The following is a 16,537-nucleotide window of genomic DNA, read 5'->3' on the forward strand; positions in this document are numbered from 1 at the left end:
ACATCGCCGAACTAATTTTATTAGGCTACCCGGTTGCGGACCTTCGTGGCCGGCCACAAAGAGACGTTCGATCACGGCTCCCAGATTGTTGACAGACCGCGTCGCGCCTAACCGGCTTCACTCTGAACCGGCTTCACTCTGAACCGACTCCGCGCGATCGTACGGGCGCATTCGCCTCGAACTTGGCGCAGTGCGTCGAGAAAAACGTGCGGACGTTGCGAATGTTCGATGAACTCGTGAACAGACGGCGAGCGAGTTCATCGTAAGCGGCCATGTCCATGACATCCGCGACCACAACGAAGTCCGGCCCTGGCGACACGCGATAACACTGCGTGACGGCCGGCTCCGCACAGATATACGACTCGAAACGCTGATGGTCTTCCGCGGTTTGCCGGTCGAGACTCACCTCGATGATCGCGGTCAGCGTCGGGCCGAGCTTCGAGTGATCGAGGATCGCAATCTCGCGCTTGATCACGCCGCAGTCCCGAAGCCGGTTCACGCGCCGCAGACACGTCGGCGGAGACGTATGCGCGCGTTCTGCGAGTTCGATATTCGACAGCGCGCAGTTTGTTTGCAAAATGCCAAGAATGCGCAGGTCAAGCTCGTCGAGTGTGATGCCAGGCACGCGAACCTCGCAGCGAACAGTAGATGAAATTAAATTTCACCACACTTCGGCGGCGATTCAAAATTCTATTTTCTGATAAATTATGAAATTTACTTTCATATGACCACCCTTACTATCGCAGCATCGGTTCCCAGCGAACCCTTTGCGGAGAAGCGTGATGTGTGGAATTGTCGGTGCGGTCGCCCAACGGAACATCCTGCCTGATCTCGTCAACGGCCTGAAGCGACTCGAATATCGCGGCTACGACTCGTGCGGCGTGGCGCTCTATCAGGACCGTGAGCTCGTACGCGCACGCAGCGTAGATCGTGTCGCCACCCTGCAGCGGGAGATATCCGACCGCGGCCTGTCCGGCTATACCGGGATTGCACACACGCGGTGGGCAACGCACGGCAAGCCCGTCACGACCAACGCACATCCGCATTTCTCGCCCAATGCCGAGTCACCGCGAATCGCCCTCTCTCACAACGGGATCATCGAGAACTATGAGGAGTTGCGCGCGACGCTTCAGGATCACGGTTATGTATTTTCGAGCCAGACCGATAGCGAAGTCATCGCGCATCTGATCGACTATCTGTACGCCGGCGATCTGTTCGACGCGGTACGTGAAGCAGTCGCACGGCTGCGCGGCAGCTACGCCATTGCGGTGATTTGCCGTGACGAGCCGCATCGGCTGGTGGGTGCGCGCGATGGCATGCCGCTCGTGATCGGCATCGGTGAAGGCGAGAACTTCCTCGCGTCCGATGCGATTGCGCTGTCGGGGGTGACGGACAAGATCGCGTACCTCGAAAACGGCGACGTCGTGGACGTCCAGCTTCATCGCCACTGGATCGTGGACGCTGCCGGGCGACGCATCGAACGTTCCGTTCACACAGTCGCCGCGCACAGCGGCGCGGCCGACCTCGGCCTGTACCGCTACTACATGCAGAAGGAAATTTTCGAGCAGCCGCGCGCGGTAGCGGATACCTTGCAGGACGTATCGTCAATCATGCCGGAACTCTTCGGCGACAACGCCTGGCGCGTGCTGAATTCGGTCGACGCGGTCGTATTGCTCGCGTGCGGCGGCAGTTTTCATGCAGCGTTGACGGCCAAATACTGGATCGAGAGCCTCGCGCAATTGCCCGTCAACGTCGAGATTGCAAGCGAGTACCGATACCGCGAAAGCGTCGCCAATCCGAACACGCTAGTGGTGGCAGTATCGCAAAGCGGCGAAACAGCGGATGTACTCGGCGCCATTCACGTCGCGAAACAGCGGGGCATGCTGAAGACGCTCGCAATCTGCAATGTGCCGACCAGTGCGCTGGTCCGCGAATGCGCATTGAATTTCATCACGCGCGCCGGCATCGAGATTGGCGTTGCATCGACCAAAGCATTCACGACGCAACTCGTCGCGCTCTTCATGCTGGCGCTGACGTTGGCGCAAGTGCGCGGCCGTCTGTCCGATGACGACGAAAGAACCCATCTGCGTGCGCTGCGCCATCTGCCTGATGCGATGAGCAAAGTGCTCGCGCTCGAGCCGCACATCATGGCGTGGTCCGAGATTCTGACTCGCAAGGAAAACATCCTGTTTCTCGGGCGCGGCATGCACTATCCGGTTGCACTCGAAGGCGCGTTGAAGATGAAAGAGATCTCATACATTCACGCTGAAGGATACGCGGCGGGTGAATTGAAGCACGGGCCGCTAGCACTGATCAGCGACCAGATGCCTGTGGTTGCCGTCGCTCCGAACGATCGCCTGCTCGAAAAGCTGAAATCGAATATGCATGAAGTGAATGCGCGTGGCGGCAAGCTTTTCGTTTTCGCCGATATCGATTGCGGGCTTTCGCCGAGTCCCGATATCGAGGTGATCCGGCTTACCGAATACTATGGCTTGCTCTCACCCATCCTGCACACGATCCCAATGCAACTGCTCGCCTTTCATGCGGCACTCGCGCGCGGCACGGATATCGACAAACCGCGAAATCTCGCGAAGTCCGTGACTGTTGAGTAACGGACACGCCAGCGTTGAGCACGCTCTCGATTTATTCGGCAAGAGCATTGGGCGCCCTCTTTGAAGGCTCAAGGAAGATCGTTTCGGGTCGACAAGGGTGGTGGGCAGTTCAATCGTTTTCTTCCGACGCCTCAATAGCTCTTCCTAGCCTGACCAGGTAACGCTTTGTTTTTTTAAAATCCCCGCGCCATAGCCACTTCAAGCAGCTGAAGAGTTCCCACGCCAGGAACCGGTCACCATAGCGAAAGACGGTCAGGTCGGGCTCAGTCGGCGCGGGCCTCGACGACGTTCTCGACTCAAGACAACGGTCCCGATTGACTATCTCGACAAAGGGCTGCTCCAAGGTGAGCTCGGTGTCGGGCGAGATGACGTGGAACTCGATAGAAGTCAAGTCGTTGAAGATAAGCTTCTGGAATGGACTGTCCGGATCATGCGCGCCATCAAACGCGATGAATACGTTCGTTGGGGCGATCTGCTGCTGTATCGTTTGGAACAATGAATGCCCGGCTCCTCCCGAGCAAAAGGCAACGAGGTCGATATCAGAGAGGCGATCTGCGGTCCCTTTTGCAAATGAACCGACGACCACCGCGCCGGTGCAAGCTGGCGAATCTCGGACCGCGGCCGCGATTCGCATGAGAAGCGTGATCTGGAATGTTGTGGAAGGGTCGTCTCTCCACGTTTTGAGAAAATCTTCGAAGCGCATCGGGCGGTCACGGATGGTTTGTGGGATGTCTACAGGATAGGGCAACAATTCGTTCGAGCGGCTGCTTTCAGCGAACCGCCAGGGCCGGTCAATGGCGCGTGCTGCCGATCGCTACCTTCCTAGACCCGTGCGTTGCATGCCGTTTGCATAAGACAGCGACCGGCCAGAAGCAAGCCTTTCAAATGCCCGTTGTCGATTACTGGAAATTTGACGATTGGTTGGCCTAACGTAAGGGCACGTTGCTAATCTTCGTTCTTCCTCCATCAAGACGGCTCGACGGAGACACAAGCGATGACTTCGAAAAGCATCCGCCGAGCAACGGAAGAGGACATATCGGTTCTTACACAGATCCGGAATGATGCGCATGCGAAGAAAGTGACTCACGGCGCACGATCCAGAAGATATCTCAGCGAGGTGGTCTATGAGTGGTCGATTTTCAAATGCCGTATCCCGATGGAATTTAACGAGGTATGCCGTACTAATAGTTGCCGGCCACTGCACAGTTACAGCTGCAGCGGACTTTCAACCAAATACAACGGTTCTTAGAGATGACAGCACGTACAACGTCAACGCGGACGGCACATTTACGCTAGATGAGATCGTCTCTTACCGCATCGAAACCGATCAGGGTGTCCAGCAGCGAAGCCAGTTGCCCTTGCATTACAGCACCTCGTTAGAGAGTCTCGACGTTCTGGATGCCTACACAACTACTCCGGATGGAAAGCGTATCGATGTAGCGCCGGACAAAATCCTGCTGCAACAAAGCTCCGAAAGCCCTGGAGCGCCCACCTTCGACGATGGCAAGGTAAAGATCATCGTATTTCCCGCAGTGGAAATCGGCTCAACGCTGACCATGCATATGCGTCGGACCCAAAAGAAAGCATTGTTCCCCGGGCAGTTCTCGAGCAGCGACAATTTCCTCGATGACAAAGCGTTCAAATCTGCAAGCGTTACGGTGCATGCCCCATCCACGCTAGAGCTCCATGTCGATGCGATCGGCATGCAAGGCGGCCGGATTTCCTCCGGCAACAGCAACCAGCAGACGTGGCAATGGTCGATCAAGGACACGCCGGCGCGCGCGCCGGAATTTGGAGCACCTGCCCTTGCGGATCACAGTCCGCGTGTCGTGATCTCTACGTTTCCCGGTTTTGAGGCGGTGGGGAGCACGTACCTTGAACGTGCTGCTCCCCAAGCAGCGGTCACACCCTCGCTCCAGGCACTTGCCGATCAAATCACCGCTGGCGTGACTGATAGGCGAACGCAGGCCGAGGCGCTGTATCGGTGGGTCAGCGCTAACATTCGTTACGTTGCTATTCATCTGGGGTTTGGCGGAGTCGTGCCGCACAGTGCGCAAGTCACTATGGACGCGCGTTATGGCGACTGCAAAGATCACGTAACGCTACTGCAGGCCTTGCTCGCCGCCAAAGGCATCACGAGCAGCCCGGTTCTGGTGAACGCCGGATCCCGCTACTGGCTGCCTGCTGCGGCGGACCCGCTCGCCGTGTTTGACCATGTCATTACCTACCTGCCTGAATTCAGGTTATACGTGGACTCGACCACAGGCGTAGCGCCGTTCGGCACGCTTCCCTTGGCGGAGCGAGGCAAGCCGGCGTTAGTCACCGATGACGGCACTGGTCATGCGGTACTTGTTTCGCTGCCCTTGAGTAGTCCAGAGACTGATCGCGTGACGATCGACACCCGAATCACGCTGGATAGCGATGGCAATGTCAAAGGTAACGCGGCAGTGAAAAACTCGGGCGTCTTCGACTGGTTGTCCAGATCGATATTTGGATCTCTGCCGCCCGGGACGGAGCCGCAGTTTGCAGCCAGATTATTGAGCTTCACCGGCCAGAATGGTGCGGGGAGTTTCATGCATGGCGGCGTTCGTGACTTGACGCAGCCCTTCGACTATTCGACGCAATTCGATCTTCCAGGGTACGCGCAACTACCTGGGCCGGGCGCGCTACGCATACCACGAGGCACCTCCGACATGACCGACATCGCCAGCGCATTCGATGTATTCGGGCCGGCAACACGCGAGCTTCCTCTTGTGTTTCCAGGACGCCATATCAGTGAATCGATCGAGCTCGATTTGCCAGACGGACTAAACGTGATGTCGCTACCTAAGCCCGTCAAAATAGCGTCTCCAATCGGAGCTTACGCGTCGACTTATTCGCAGTCGGGCCGGAGCATCACGGTAACGCGAAGCCTCGATATCACCACCGATGCTCCTGTCGTGGACGCAGCGCAGTACCTGGAGTTAAGAAAGATGGCAGCAGCGGTCAAGCGGGATCTAGCTGCCCAGATTCTCTATTGATCCTGACATGACGATCTTCGCCCTGTCGGTTGTTTCGCCCCCTTCTTTTTTTTGCGGCATCAAGGAGAGCGCTGGTGATGAAGAAAAGGATTGTTCGCAATGCGACTCGAAGTTTATTGCTCAGTATCGCCGCGAGCCTGATTTCGGCTTGCACTTCACCTGCTACGGTTAGCTCTTCGATCATGACATCCCTGGCTGAGGGCAGTAGTGGAATTGTAACCTTCGAATCGGTTACACCCGGGAATGCTAGGGAATTTCTCTCGCACTACACCACGAGCGACAAGGCTGTCATTACAGGGGATTTGACCATGCCCAGCAATGGGCCGCGGATCGTCCCCGCCGTGATCATCCTGCATGGCAGTAGCGGCGTGAATCCGGGTGAACGGGTTTGGGCCGAACGCATGAACGCGCTGGGTTATGCCAGCTTTGTCGTGGACAGTTTTACCGGTCGCGGCATCAAAAGCACTGAAAAAGATCAGACGCAGCTTTCCATGACCGCAGATATCGCCGACGCCTATGCGGCCTTGCGCCTGTTGGCAACGGATCCTCGAATCGACAAAGGCAGGATCGCAGTCATGGGATTTTCGCGCGGAGGCGTTGCAGCGCTTTATTCAACACTGGAGCCCTTCCGCCAGGCCGCGACGGATGGCAATCTGCGTTTTGCCGCCCATGTCACTTTCTATCCGTCCTGCGGCATCTCTTACGACTCGGCTCGTGTAGACGGTTCTCCTGTCTTGATGCTGGTCGGCGGGAAGGACAACTATACGCCTGCGCGCCCTTGTATTGCCTATGCTGACGCGTTACGTTCGAAAGGCGCGCAGGTAACGCTGAAAGAGTATCCCGATGCATATCACGGTTTCGACAGGCCGACGCCACTGCACTCAGTAAAGCTTGCGACCAGCGCGCGGGAATGCCATGGCTCCTATGATCTCGATAGCAGGAAGTTCACAATGGTCCGAGACGGTCAAACACTCTCTGGTGCCACCGCCGTGGCTGAGTCGAAGCGTTGCCTGACCAGGGGCATCACATTAGGAGGCGACCTGCAAGCACAGGAACAATCTCCCGCGGACGTCGCGGCCTTTCTCAAAGCCGCGTTCGAACGAGCACAAGGCCGTACTCCCTGAACCCAACCTCAGAGACGACCATGAAAATTGAAGTCACCGACGTGCGGAATGCACAGGATGAGGCTTATGTCGCATCACAACTCGGAGCCTATACCGCCGCGTTTGCCGTAAAAGACTTCAAGTCGTTGCATGTGTTTGCACGTGACGGAGATGGCAGCATCGTTGGCGGCTTGCTGGCCGATATGCTGCTTTATGCATTTCATTCAACGGACTTGGCAGAAGTCAAAAATGGCGCAGCTATCCAATCTGATTCAATATATCTCTAGTTCCAGTTGCAGAGTTAACCGGCGGTCGTCGAAGTTAGGGCGCAAAACTGTCGCCCTATTTCAAAGTTAGACCGACATCCGAACATGCGAGAGGAAAATCATGGGAACAGTATTCGTCAACATTGGACTTAGCCTCGATGGCTACATGGCACCGGAAGGAATGACCATGGAGAATTGGGATACGCCTGAGTATAAGAACTGGGGTGCCAAGTGGGGTGCGCTGATGGCCTGGATCTTCAATCAACAGTACTTCCGCGAGAACCTCAAGCTCGGACCAGGGGGAGAGACCGGCCCGGTCAATGACCTGCTTCGCAGCACCACGGAGCGCATCGGCGCCAACATTATGGGCAAGCGAATGTTCGAGCAAGGCGAGCGCGCCTGGCCAGAGGAGGCTCCGTTTCACAAACCGGTATACGTTCTTACCCATGAGAAACGCGAACCCTGGGTACGCCCGGGTGGGACGACCTTCTACTTCATCAATGAAGGGCCGGAGCGCGCCCTTGAGCTGGCTCGGGAATCCGCAGGCGGTCGTGATATTCGTATCGCGGGTGGCGCCGATGTGATCCAGCAGTACCTGACCATGGGTGTCGTCGACGAACTGGAAATCGCCTTGTCACCCGTTTTGTTCGGCAGTGGGCGGCGTCTCTTCGAGAACCTGCGCGAGCCCGGGCCACAGTTTCGCATTGACAGGGTTCTTGATGGTCCTGCTGCCACACACTTGCGCTATGTGCGTCAGTGAGTGAGGGCTGCCTGACAATCGGTTGCAGCGGACGGTCCGATTTTCCTCAAGCGCGCCAGACCTCCTAGCGCACCGGCTTTCCACGTCTGGAAAGCCGGCCCGTCCTCGTAGAAGGTCAATCCTTCAAGGAAGCAGAGTCAAGCTTCGCGGAGCGCGCTTTCCGCTTCCCGTTTTCGGCTTTCAAAGCCACGGGGGCATCCTTTTTTTGCGGTGTGCGCTTGGAAACCTGAATGCGCCGTCCTGTCGCAAAGGCTTCCGCACGAGCGGCACGTTCGGCAGCCCATGCTGGATTTACCCGAGTCTCGACCTGGCTGAAAGTAAAAGGTAGATCCTCTTCTTCAGGTTGCCAGTCGCTGCCAATTACCGCGCCGGTTCGCCGATGCTTCATCGTCACAGCGCCTTCGGCCTCCGGGTCCAGCCCGCAGTGCCGCATTCCCCACAAATGAAGGCTCAGCATCATTCCGTCAAGCTCACGCGCCTTGTCAGTGATCCAGTAGGCGTGCCGCCTGGGCCGCTCCTGATAGACCCGACGCTCGATGAGCCCGTTGTCCTCCATTGTTTTGAGGCGCTGGGTAAGCAGGTTGGGCGACATTCCGGTCTGTGCCTGAATGCCGTCGAAGCGGTCATTCCCCATTCTCAACTCGCGCAGGGATTGAGAACAGCGTGGAAGTCCGCTCCACGCCAGGCTATCTCGAGCTGCTCGAGAAGCGTGGCGTGCCCTTCGCCAAAGCGAGCGAGCTCGCGCAGCAAGCTCTAAGCGCTCACAACGCTGAGGAGACACCCCTGTTCGCCATGGACATCGAGCGTAAAGCGCTGGCGCAACGGTGGGAGTGAGATCGCGCCTGGATAATGGCTCGTCACGCTTGATAACCCGTCGATCAACACCATCGACGATCGTATGTACGAAGAGTTCTATGTCCTGGTCGAGGAGATTGAAGCTACTCCGTCGCTGAAGGTCGTCACTTTTGAGAGTGCCAACCCCGACTTCTTTATCGCCCACTACAGTACGGCGGCGCCCCCCGAGGGACACTTTTTCAAGTTTTCCTGAAATCTTCCGATATCGCACTAGCCAATAAGAAAACCGGGGACTGTCGCGATGTTTCAACGTCTCGCCCACTGGGTTGTATGGATCGTATTCGCTTTATCGGGTTGCAGCACGACAACGGGTTCATCATGGATTGTTCAGCGGCCGGCCGTCCCCGCTTCGGACATATCGATTCACTACATCCGCAGTCCCTTAACCGCGAAAAAACCTCGCGAGCAAAAGCGGACGGACCAGGTGCTCGCGCACGAAGAATACGACCTCATTGGAAGTCGAATCGCCAAGCTCGCCCCCAATTTGCTGGCTGCGAGGCATATGACTTTAAGCGAATTCACTGAAACAGTTGCTGATCAGCCAAACTCCCGCGACTCGGCGTCCGATACCCATCGCGGAAGTGCCGAACTGCGTATCACGATTTCACAGAGCACCACCACTACCACCCGCTTTACGGGTACAGAGGCGGAGGTCGTGTTTCAGTTCGACGCAGTTTTGTGCGACCCACAAAGTAGCGCGGTCTTCTGGCACGGAGCATACAGCTCAGACGCCATTCCCCTATCTCGCTGGGACGTAGCTTTCGACGACGAAGCGCTGTCGAAATTGCTCGGCCGCATTTTTGATGACATGGCGAAGAAGGGCGTCGTCAGCGGAACACCGGTTGACTCCCACGCAGACCCTATGCCCCTCGGCGTTGCGGGCTTCGGTGCCCCGGTTCGCGACGCGAGTGCCGTGCCCCTTATTGACGATCGCGGCCGAGACGGTTATCGCGACTGGTTGCGCCGTCCATCTCCACGAGCGTTTGTCATTGCGTCAAACGGGAGTTGGCGAGCGACTTGGGGCAAGACACCACCAGGTGAACCGGATGATGCCGCAGAGCGCGCGATGCTGCATTGCCATCGCTCGGGGTTAAAAGAATGCAAACTTTACGCGGTAGACAACGCGGTTGTCTGGGAATCTGACTCAGCGCACAAGTAGATCGAGCACACCGCCATGCGCCTGGAGGCGCAATAGACCGAGCGAAATGGCCCAGCTTACTTGTCCGTGTCCACCAATGTCTCAGCTGTGATGACGGTGCAGTATTCCGGGTCTAGATTGGCAAGCGACATCGCGTGCACGTCTTCCGCGCTTCTCAGGTTTCCGTTTTAGCTCAGGCCGTCTGCCACTATTGCTGCGCGAGCATCAGGTTCAGGTTCTGAACCGCAGCACCGGATGCGCCTTTGCCAAGATTATCGAAAACCGCGGACAGCAAGACGTGCCCGTGTTCCATGTTAGGAAATACGCTTAAGCGCATGTCGTTCGTACCGTTCAGCACTTGCGGATCCAGGTGCTCCAAGGCGCACGATTCGTGCAGCGGCAAGACATGTACGTGGGCCGCCTCGGCATAGTGGCGTGCGAGGCACGCGTGTAACGTGGCGCCATCCACGTCGGGTGCCAGCAGCCGCAACTCCAAGGGCACCGTCAGCACGATGCCCTGACGGAACGCACCATACGCAGGAACGAAGATGGGACGCTGCGCGAGTCCGGCGTGTTGCTGGATCTCCGGGGTGTGCTTATGCGCGAGTTCCAGACCATATAGCAGGTATGAAGGCGCGTTGCCGGCATCCTGCCCCTCATGCTCCTCCACGCCGGCACGCCCGCGTCCGGAGTAGCCGGACACTGCATGAATGCTGATGGGGTAGTTGCCTGGTATAAACCCAGCCTGCAACAGAGGACGCAACAAGCCAATTGCACCAGTCGGATAGCAACCGGGATTGGTGACCCGACGTGCGTTCGCAATGCGCTCAGCCTGTCCCTGTGTCATTTCCGGAAAGCCGTATGTCCAGTCCGGCTGTGTGCGGTGGGCGGAACTTGCGTCGATTACTCTGACGGCGGGATTAACAATGGCGTCCACTGCCTCGCGCGCGGCGGCATCAGGCAAACAGAGGATAGCGATGTCGCAGGCGTTGATGGCTTCCGCGCGACGCCGCGGATCTTTGCGTTCCGCAGCGGGAAGCGTAAGCAGTCTCAGATCGGTCCGGTTGCGCAGCCGTTCGTGGATTTGCAACCCGGTGGTGCCTTGGTCGCCGTCGATGAAAACAACGGGAGAGCTCATACGTGGATTACTCCGATGACTATAGGTTGTAACAGGTAGAACGAGCCCCTATGTTCCATGGAACGTTAGAATAGGGAAAGTTGAATTTCATAACCTAAGTATTCAGTTTTTCTGAATCTGGACGCCGACATGAGAGAGATCAGCCTGGACCGCTTGCGCACTCTGGTCGCCATTACCGACCGTGGCTCATTTGCCGACGCGGCGCGTGCGTTGCACCTGGCGCCGCCAACGGTCAGCCTCCACATCGCTGAACTCGAAGAGCGCATTGGGGCTCCGCTCCTGTCACGCAAGCGCGGACATGTCAGGCCGTCGGCGATAGGAGAGGTGCTGGTGGAGCGTGCGCGTCGACTGCTGGCCGATGCGGAGCAGGCGTTAGACGATATTCAACGCCAGGTGCAGGGGCTCGAAGGGCGCGCGCGGCTCGGTGCGTCGACTGGCGCGATCGCGCACCTGTTGCCGCAAGCGCTTGAGGTGCTGCGCCAGCACCATCCCGCTATCGACATTCAGATTGCAGTACTCACGTCGCACGAAACGCTATCCCGACTGGCGGACGGAACGCTGGATGTCGGGCTGGTCGCACTGCCTCAGCCCCCGGTGGCTGGACTCGTGATAAAGCCTTGGCGCCGCGACCCCGTGATGGCCTTTGTGCCGGCGCATTGGCGGAGTCCGGCCCGCGTCACGCCTGAGTGGCTCGCCGCCCAACCTCTCATTCTCAATGACGCGACCACGCGTCTCTCGCGTCTGACTGCTGAGTGGTTCGCGGCCGCGGGACACCATCCTGCGCCGCGCATTCAGCTCAACTACAACGACGCGATCAAGAGTCTGGTAGCGGCAGGTTACGGCGCAGCGCTGTTGCCCCATGAGGCCACTACGCCCCTACCCGACAAGCGCATTGTCATGCGTCCACTGCGCCCGGCATTGTGGCGTCGGCTCGGCATTGCACATCGTGCGGGGTACATCGAGCGTTCCACGCAGCACGTACTTGATGTGCTGTGGGATCTGCGATTGGCGTAGGCGTAGGCGTTGCCATTTGCCGCTTCGATTCGTTCTCGCTGGGACGGTAGTCTTATTGAACGCCACGACGAGCAAATGGCTGGGTTTTAGAAATTTGACTGAGTGGATTGGGTCGACCTGAGCCGCTCATCGTCCGGCAGAGTTCGGTGATCTACGGCCGCTGGCCGGCGCTCTCGGATGGACATTCAAACGTCGGCTTCCCGTCCGGCAAGCGGACCTTCGTTCGACAACTACACTCGCCGGCCGTTGCGGACGGTCACGGAATGCGCGCAATGGCTCGTTGACAGCGTGGCGTCGACGTCCGCAGCGGAGGATGCTGAGGGGCTGCCGCCCCGCTTCTATCTGATTCCTATCACCATCGAGTCCGGGCCGGCAAGAGGCTCGACACGTATCTGCGTGAAGCCGACTTCCTTCATCCATGTGCAGCACTGCGCGCCGGTATAGTCGAAGCCACCGGACGTCTCAATAAGCATGTTCAGGCTCATCAGAAGGCCGAAGGCATTCCGCCTGCGGTCATCGTCAATCACCGCATCGTAGACGATCAGGCAACCTCCAGGAGGCAGTGCCGCGTAGCACTTCGCCAGGAGTACCAGCTTCTGTTCAAGGTCCCAGTCATGGAGGATGTGTCCCATAACGAGCACGTCGGCCGAGGGGCAGGAATCCTTGAAAAAGTCGCCCGGATGAAAAATGAGCCGCTCCTGCAGGCCGTGCGACGTCACGTACTCGTCAAACACCGGGCCCACCACCGGCAGATCGAAGCCACCGCCGCGTAGGTGGGGATGGGCAAGCGCGACCTGCACGGGTAAGGCACCTTGTGCCGTGCCGATGTCGATGAAGGTGCTGTAATTCTGCCAGGGGAATTTTTGCGCAATCGCCTTGGCTGCACCCAGACTGACCCCGCTCATCGCTCGCAGGAAACTTCGCAGCGTGTGTTCGTCGTGATAAATCGAGTCGAAGAGGTTACCACCCTGTTTCGCCTCGTTCTGTGGCTGTCCGGTGCGAAGCGCTTCGGTCAGCGAGCCCCAGAATGGATATAGCCGGGCGTTGGCCATTTCCAGTAATCCACCCACATAGCTTGGCTTGGCCATGTCGAGAAACAGGTCAGAGTCCGGCGTATTGCGGTAGGTCCCGTTTTCACGTTCCAGCAAATTCAATGCGACCAGCGCGTCGAGGAAATCGAGAACCGATCTCGGATGCAGTCCGAGCGCTTCAGTGAGTTCCGCCGCATTGTGAGGACCGCTCGCCAGGCGCGTGAACACGCCGAGTTCGACAGCGGAAAGCAATGTCTTGGACGCCCAGAATCCCATGCCCAGTTGGAGTAATCGCTCAGGCGTGAGTTCGGGCTGGGACGCGCCGTTAGCGCCTGATTCCTGCCGACCCGCGTTTGGTGTGCTTTGCATAAACTACTCCCAGAGCGGACGTGTGGTGAAGGGCCAGGTGCCATGGTGGGTGAGCTGGTGTTGTTCAGCATAGCTAACGTACAAGGCGAAATCCACCCCCTGATGTATTGGTCAAAAGCGGATTTCTGTCGCCCCGGGGACCAGCGCGTTTTAAACAGATGTACGGCTTCGGGTGGATTGCGCTCCTTTGGGTCGGCATGAGCCGATTGCAAAAGGCCGCGTTCGGGCCAGAGACGACTGGTCACTGACGCCCATCAATGACCGCTGGTCGATCAGCGCGCATTTAGTGCCGCCTTTCTAAACACAATCAGTCGCTCCAATCGTCGATGTGGATCGCTCCGCCACCATCATCGCTCGTACTGGCAGCACAAATTGCCGGATACTGGCGGAAGATTCAGATTTTTTGGGGATTTCCGTGTCGCCCGTGCGTGTCACTGTGCTGACGCTGCTTGCAATGGTCGCGTTTGCAGCGAATTCGTTGCTATGCCGGCTAGCCCTCAAGGGCACCGGCATCGATGCAGCGAGTTTTACGTCGATCCGTATCGTGTCGGGCGCCCTCTCGCTCTCGCTGATAGTGCGGCTCCGGGGCTGCAAGGTGAGCGGCGCCGGAAACTGGCTGTCGGCGCTGGCGCTGTTCGCCTATGCTGCCGCCTTCTCGTTCGCATACCTGAGCCTGCCGGCGTCCACTGGAGCCCTACTTCTGTTCGGCGCTGTGCAAACGACCATGATCGGCTACGGCATCCGAAAGGGTGAACGCTTCGAAAGTCAGCAATGGATCGGATTGACATGCGCGTTGGCAGGCCTTGCCGGGCTGCTGCTTCCCGGTCTCTCCGCGCCACCTCCCGGAGGCGCTGTCCTTATGCTCGGCGCCGGCGTCGCTTGGGGCATCTATTCGCTGCGCGGCAAGGGCGCAGGAAATCCCACCGCGGTGACGGCCGGCAACTTCCTGCGAGCAGTTCCACTCGCCGCTGCGCTCAGCGCCGCCATGTCCGCCCACGCTTCGATTGATTGCGCCGGTTTCTGGTACGCAACGGGCTCGGGCGCAGTGGCCTCCGGCATTGGCTACGCCATCTGGTACACGGCGTTGCCCGGTCTGAAAGCCGGCAATGCGGCCACGGTGCAGTTGAGCGTGCCGGTCATCGCGACGCTCGGCGCAGTCGTATTTCTTGGAGAGAGCGTGACCATCCGAATCGTGTTGGCCTCGGCAGCAATCCTCGGAGGTATTGCCCTGGTTGTGGTGCGTCGGGGAACCCAGCACGGCAGGCGGGCGTAAGAGGGCGGTGGACGACGTAGATGTATCGGGACTGACGATCGCGCTTGCCTGCACGCGGGGCGCAGACCGACTCCAGGCGATGAGGCTGAGCGCTGATTTGCGTTCAATCCGGACACTCACGTTGTCATCCATCGCCGACTCGTACAACGTCGACGCGGTTGCCTACAACCCGACGCGTGACCAGTTTGTGATGGCCTATCGTTTCCTGCGTTCGCACGAGCAGTCCTCGGGCGCAGGCACATCGCTGACGTTCCTCGATAGATCAAGCGTCGACGGTCTCGTGAGCACGGCGGAGGCGGCCAATGCCGTCCCGGTATCCTCGAGTTCGAGCGGCACACAAAATGCCGGGCCGCCCGCGACCGACGCACAGGTTCAACAACTGCTCGCATTTCAGCAGTTGCAATTCCATAAAACACCCAACGTTGGCGCCAACGCCAACGTATCGGATTGCGTCGCTCGCAATACTCGCAATGTGGATCCGGGCAATCCGGCCTGGAACGCTGGCGATCCGCGCTGGGCTACGATCAGCGGCGTGATTGGCCGAGACTGCATCGCACAACACGAGCGACTCACCAATGAGATCGTGCCTGCAGTGAATTCCGCCATGCACGATGCGCTCGCGCGGGGCTATGCCACCCGTCTGTCCAAAGCTGATGCAGACGCATTGATCCGGTATTACAGATCCGACGAAGGTCGCCATTTTCTAGACTTTCAACTGCGTGTCTCGCGCGCGATTGGGCTCGGCGTGGGACAAGCCTTCGCCAGCCACGCGGCGAGTAGTGTCGATAAGCCCGCGGCGGATGTCATGAAGGCGCGCATGGCGCTGCTGCAACTTTCGCGGCTATTCGCGACGCAGATTGTCACTAGCGAAGATGATCGCGCCGCCGGACATGACACAAGCGGCGCTCCGGCGATCGCCATCATGGCGGTTGCCGTTGCCACGACTCAAGGCGACGCGTTGGATGAGATCCGACATGCCTATTCTGACGATTTGCCCGGGTTCGCAACGTTCGTCGCCTCACCTGAGGAGAAGCGGGAGTTGCGAGTGTTTGGTGACGCAGGCGCTTCGATGGTCAACGTGGCCAGCGGCCCAGCAAGAGCGATGGATCCGGCTTCGAATGGAAACCTGAAAAAATGGCGGGATCTCTATCATTCGTTGCCTGCCAGCGGGGGAGCGATATCTCGACAATAGATGAGTTCTATTCGACTCCATTGGATCTTCGCGACGAACGCTCTGCCTTACTTTGCGCGCCGCCGCGCAGATACACCCGGCTTTGACCTGCCGCGAGCGTTCTGCCGCTCATCACCCTGTCCCAACGTCTCCTGCAGAAAAGCGATGAAACTCTCCAGCTTCGGTGGCATATGCGCATTAGGCAAATGCACCACATGGATGGGCCAGGTCGGCGCCGGCCAGTCGGGAAAAAGTCGAACGAGCCGACCTGCGTCCAGATCTTCCTGCAGCATCATCTGAGGCTGGAGAATAATCCCCAGTCCGGCGAGCGCGGCCTCACGAAGCGCGAGACCGCCAATGACATCAAGACGACCGCGCACCACGATGCGCTCCACGCCATTGCCGTCAGGCCGTGGAAAACGCCATGCCACGGCCCATGCCGCGCTCGCAGCCGGCGCCTCAGTGACGGTGGTCTCATCGCGCAGTCAGCGTGTCGCCGAGGCCGTCGCCGGGCTCGGTGACCGGGCCAATGGATACACGGTCGATCTGAGTAATGAATCCGCTGTGCGCGAACTGTTCCAACAACTCGGACCTTTCGACCATCTGGTGTACAGCGCGGGAGATTCGTTGCGAACCGGCGCGCTCGCCGACATGGACCTCGAGACGGTCCGTCAGATGCGTAATTCGTGGAAGCTGGACACGCGTTTCGCGTGAAGGTGGACAGCGGTTTCGCGCGAAGCTGGACGTTCGGAGCGCAGCGACGCGGGGGTTTCGATATTTACTCTGA

General features: G+C 58.6%; 18 protein-coding genes. 12 read left to right on the forward strand and 6 right to left on the reverse strand.

The window, feature by feature from the left end:
- Nucleotides 1-133: 133 nt before the first annotated feature.
- The gene (locus KHO33_RS15290; RefSeq protein ID WP_054041414.1) at nucleotides 134-625 is read right to left on the reverse strand and encodes an Lrp/AsnC family transcriptional regulator; all 492 of its coding nucleotides are present in this window, start codon (nucleotides 623-625) and stop codon (nucleotides 134-136) included.
- Between the two features lie 157 nt (nucleotides 626-782).
- Here KHO33_RS15290 and glmS point away from each other — a divergent pair, with 157 nt between their 5' ends.
- The gene (gene glmS, locus KHO33_RS15295; protein WP_200564961.1) at nucleotides 783-2,612 is read left to right on the forward strand and encodes a glutamine--fructose-6-phosphate transaminase (isomerizing); all 1,830 of its coding nucleotides are present in this window, start codon (nucleotides 783-785) and stop codon (nucleotides 2,610-2,612) included.
- Nucleotides 2,613-2,721: 109 nt separating this feature from the next.
- Here the strand turns inward: glmS and KHO33_RS15300 are convergent, their stop codons facing one another.
- Nucleotides 2,722-3,360, reverse strand: a complete 639-nt coding sequence (locus KHO33_RS15300) for a nucleotidyltransferase domain-containing protein (RefSeq protein WP_128576737.1) — start codon at nucleotides 3,358-3,360, stop codon at nucleotides 2,722-2,724.
- 376 nt (nucleotides 3,361-3,736) lie between these two features.
- Between KHO33_RS15300 and KHO33_RS15305 the strand changes: the two genes are divergently transcribed.
- The 4 genes from KHO33_RS15305 (at nucleotide 3,737) to KHO33_RS15320 (ending at nucleotide 7,761) form a co-directional block, all read left to right on the forward strand.
- Entirely contained in the window at nucleotides 3,737-5,632 is a 1,896-nt protein-coding gene (locus KHO33_RS15305; RefSeq protein ID WP_200564962.1) for a DUF3857 domain-containing protein, read from the forward strand.
- A gap of 77 nt (nucleotides 5,633-5,709) precedes the next feature.
- Nucleotides 5,710-6,756, forward strand: coding sequence for a dienelactone hydrolase family protein (locus KHO33_RS15310; RefSeq protein ID WP_200564963.1), 1,047 nt, complete (start codon nucleotides 5,710-5,712; stop codon nucleotides 6,754-6,756).
- Between the two features lie 20 nt (nucleotides 6,757-6,776).
- Nucleotides 6,777-7,022, forward strand: coding sequence for a hypothetical protein (locus KHO33_RS15315; RefSeq protein ID WP_200564964.1), 246 nt, complete (start codon nucleotides 6,777-6,779; stop codon nucleotides 7,020-7,022).
- Between the two features lie 100 nt (nucleotides 7,023-7,122).
- Nucleotides 7,123-7,761 (forward strand): dihydrofolate reductase family protein, encoded by a 639-nt coding sequence (locus KHO33_RS15320; protein ID WP_200564965.1) that lies wholly within the window; start codon nucleotides 7,123-7,125, stop codon nucleotides 7,759-7,761.
- A gap of 115 nt (nucleotides 7,762-7,876) precedes the next feature.
- Here the strand turns inward: KHO33_RS15320 and KHO33_RS15325 are convergent, their stop codons facing one another.
- Nucleotides 7,877-8,401 carry a winged helix-turn-helix transcriptional regulator gene (locus tag KHO33_RS15325; RefSeq protein WP_267914873.1) on the reverse strand — a complete coding sequence of 175 codons (525 nt, stop codon included), beginning with the start codon at nucleotides 8,399-8,401 and terminating at the stop codon, nucleotides 7,877-7,879.
- Nucleotides 8,402-8,424: 23 nt separating this feature from the next.
- Between KHO33_RS15325 and KHO33_RS15330 the strand changes: the two genes are divergently transcribed.
- The 3 genes from KHO33_RS15330 to KHO33_RS15340 all read left to right on the forward strand — a co-directional run bounded on the left by KHO33_RS15330 (nucleotide 8,425) and on the right by KHO33_RS15340 (nucleotide 9,775).
- Nucleotides 8,425-8,595: a hypothetical protein gene (locus KHO33_RS15330; protein WP_200564967.1), complete on the forward strand. Its 171-nt coding sequence runs from the start codon at nucleotides 8,425-8,427 to the stop codon at nucleotides 8,593-8,595.
- A gap of 64 nt (nucleotides 8,596-8,659) precedes the next feature.
- Nucleotides 8,660-8,809 carry a hypothetical protein gene (locus KHO33_RS15335; RefSeq protein ID WP_200564968.1) on the forward strand — a complete coding sequence of 50 codons (150 nt, stop codon included), beginning with the start codon at nucleotides 8,660-8,662 and terminating at the stop codon, nucleotides 8,807-8,809.
- A gap of 48 nt (nucleotides 8,810-8,857) precedes the next feature.
- Nucleotides 8,858-9,775, forward strand: coding sequence for a hypothetical protein (locus KHO33_RS15340; protein WP_200564969.1), 918 nt, complete (start codon nucleotides 8,858-8,860; stop codon nucleotides 9,773-9,775).
- Nucleotides 9,776-9,962: 187 nt separating this feature from the next.
- On the opposite strand, the gene argC is transcribed toward KHO33_RS15340, so the two are convergent.
- Nucleotides 9,963-10,892 (reverse strand): N-acetyl-gamma-glutamyl-phosphate reductase, encoded by a 930-nt coding sequence (argC, locus tag KHO33_RS15345; protein WP_200564970.1) that lies wholly within the window; start codon nucleotides 10,890-10,892, stop codon nucleotides 9,963-9,965.
- A gap of 129 nt (nucleotides 10,893-11,021) precedes the next feature.
- On the opposite strand from argC, the gene KHO33_RS15350 reads away from it, so the two are divergent.
- Nucleotides 11,022-11,906 carry a LysR family transcriptional regulator gene (locus KHO33_RS15350; RefSeq protein ID WP_054041433.1) on the forward strand — a complete coding sequence of 295 codons (885 nt, stop codon included), beginning with the start codon at nucleotides 11,022-11,024 and terminating at the stop codon, nucleotides 11,904-11,906.
- A gap of 338 nt (nucleotides 11,907-12,244) precedes the next feature.
- Here the strand turns inward: KHO33_RS15350 and KHO33_RS15355 are convergent, their stop codons facing one another.
- The gene (locus tag KHO33_RS15355) at nucleotides 12,245-13,306 is read right to left on the reverse strand and encodes a methyltransferase (RefSeq protein ID WP_200564971.1); all 1,062 of its coding nucleotides are present in this window, start codon (nucleotides 13,304-13,306) and stop codon (nucleotides 12,245-12,247) included.
- A gap of 415 nt (nucleotides 13,307-13,721) precedes the next feature.
- Here KHO33_RS15355 and KHO33_RS15360 point away from each other — a divergent pair, with 415 nt between their 5' ends.
- Together KHO33_RS15360 and KHO33_RS15365 are read left to right on the forward strand one after the other, a co-directional pair.
- Nucleotides 13,722-14,579, forward strand: coding sequence for a DMT family transporter (locus KHO33_RS15360; protein WP_236062684.1), 858 nt, complete (start codon nucleotides 13,722-13,724; stop codon nucleotides 14,577-14,579).
- Nucleotides 14,580-14,700: 121 nt separating this feature from the next.
- Nucleotides 14,701-15,771, forward strand: a complete 1,071-nt coding sequence (locus KHO33_RS15365) for a DUF2059 domain-containing protein (RefSeq protein WP_211629217.1) — start codon at nucleotides 14,701-14,703, stop codon at nucleotides 15,769-15,771.
- Nucleotides 15,772-15,818: 47 nt separating this feature from the next.
- Here KHO33_RS15365 and KHO33_RS15370 read toward each other — a convergent pair whose 3' ends face one another.
- Nucleotides 15,819-16,145, reverse strand: a complete 327-nt coding sequence (locus tag KHO33_RS15370; protein WP_236074678.1) for a LysR substrate-binding domain-containing protein — start codon at nucleotides 16,143-16,145, stop codon at nucleotides 15,819-15,821.
- On the opposite strand from KHO33_RS15370, the gene KHO33_RS15375 reads away from it, so the two are divergent.
- Nucleotides 16,135-16,464, forward strand: a complete 330-nt coding sequence (locus KHO33_RS15375) for an SDR family NAD(P)-dependent oxidoreductase (protein ID WP_234480547.1) — start codon at nucleotides 16,135-16,137, stop codon at nucleotides 16,462-16,464. The genes KHO33_RS15370 and KHO33_RS15375 overlap by 11 nt on opposite strands.
- Nucleotides 16,465-16,537: the final 73 nt, after the last annotated feature.

Source organism: Paraburkholderia nemoris (genome assembly GCF_905221015.1).
GTDB lineage: Bacteria > Pseudomonadota > Gammaproteobacteria > Burkholderiales > Burkholderiaceae > Paraburkholderia > Paraburkholderia nemoris.

Coding starts and splice junctions, on each gene's coding strand:
- glmS (WP_200564961.1), top strand. CDS start 783: ATGTGTGGAATTGTCGGTGCGGTCGCCCAACGGAACATCCTGCCTGAT.
- KHO33_RS15305 (WP_200564962.1), top strand. CDS start 3,737: ATGAGTGGTCGATTTTCAAATGCCGTATCCCGATGGAATTTAACGAGG.
- KHO33_RS15310 (WP_200564963.1), top strand. CDS start 5,710: ATGAAGAAAAGGATTGTTCGCAATGCGACTCGAAGTTTATTGCTCAGT.
- KHO33_RS15315 (WP_200564964.1), top strand. CDS start 6,777: ATGAAAATTGAAGTCACCGACGTGCGGAATGCACAGGATGAGGCTTAT.
- KHO33_RS15320 (WP_200564965.1), top strand. CDS start 7,123: ATGGGAACAGTATTCGTCAACATTGGACTTAGCCTCGATGGCTACATG.
- KHO33_RS15335 (WP_200564968.1), top strand. CDS start 8,660: ATGTACGAAGAGTTCTATGTCCTGGTCGAGGAGATTGAAGCTACTCCG.
- KHO33_RS15340 (WP_200564969.1), top strand. CDS start 8,858: ATGTTTCAACGTCTCGCCCACTGGGTTGTATGGATCGTATTCGCTTTA.
- argC (WP_200564970.1), bottom strand. CDS start 10,892: ATGAGCTCTCCCGTTGTTTTCATCGACGGCGACCAAGGCACCACCGGG.
- KHO33_RS15350 (WP_054041433.1), top strand. CDS start 11,022: ATGAGAGAGATCAGCCTGGACCGCTTGCGCACTCTGGTCGCCATTACC.
- KHO33_RS15355 (WP_200564971.1), bottom strand. CDS start 13,306: ATGCAAAGCACACCAAACGCGGGTCGGCAGGAATCAGGCGCTAACGGC.
- KHO33_RS15375 (WP_234480547.1), top strand. CDS start 16,135: ATGCGCTCCACGCCATTGCCGTCAGGCCGTGGAAAACGCCATGCCACG.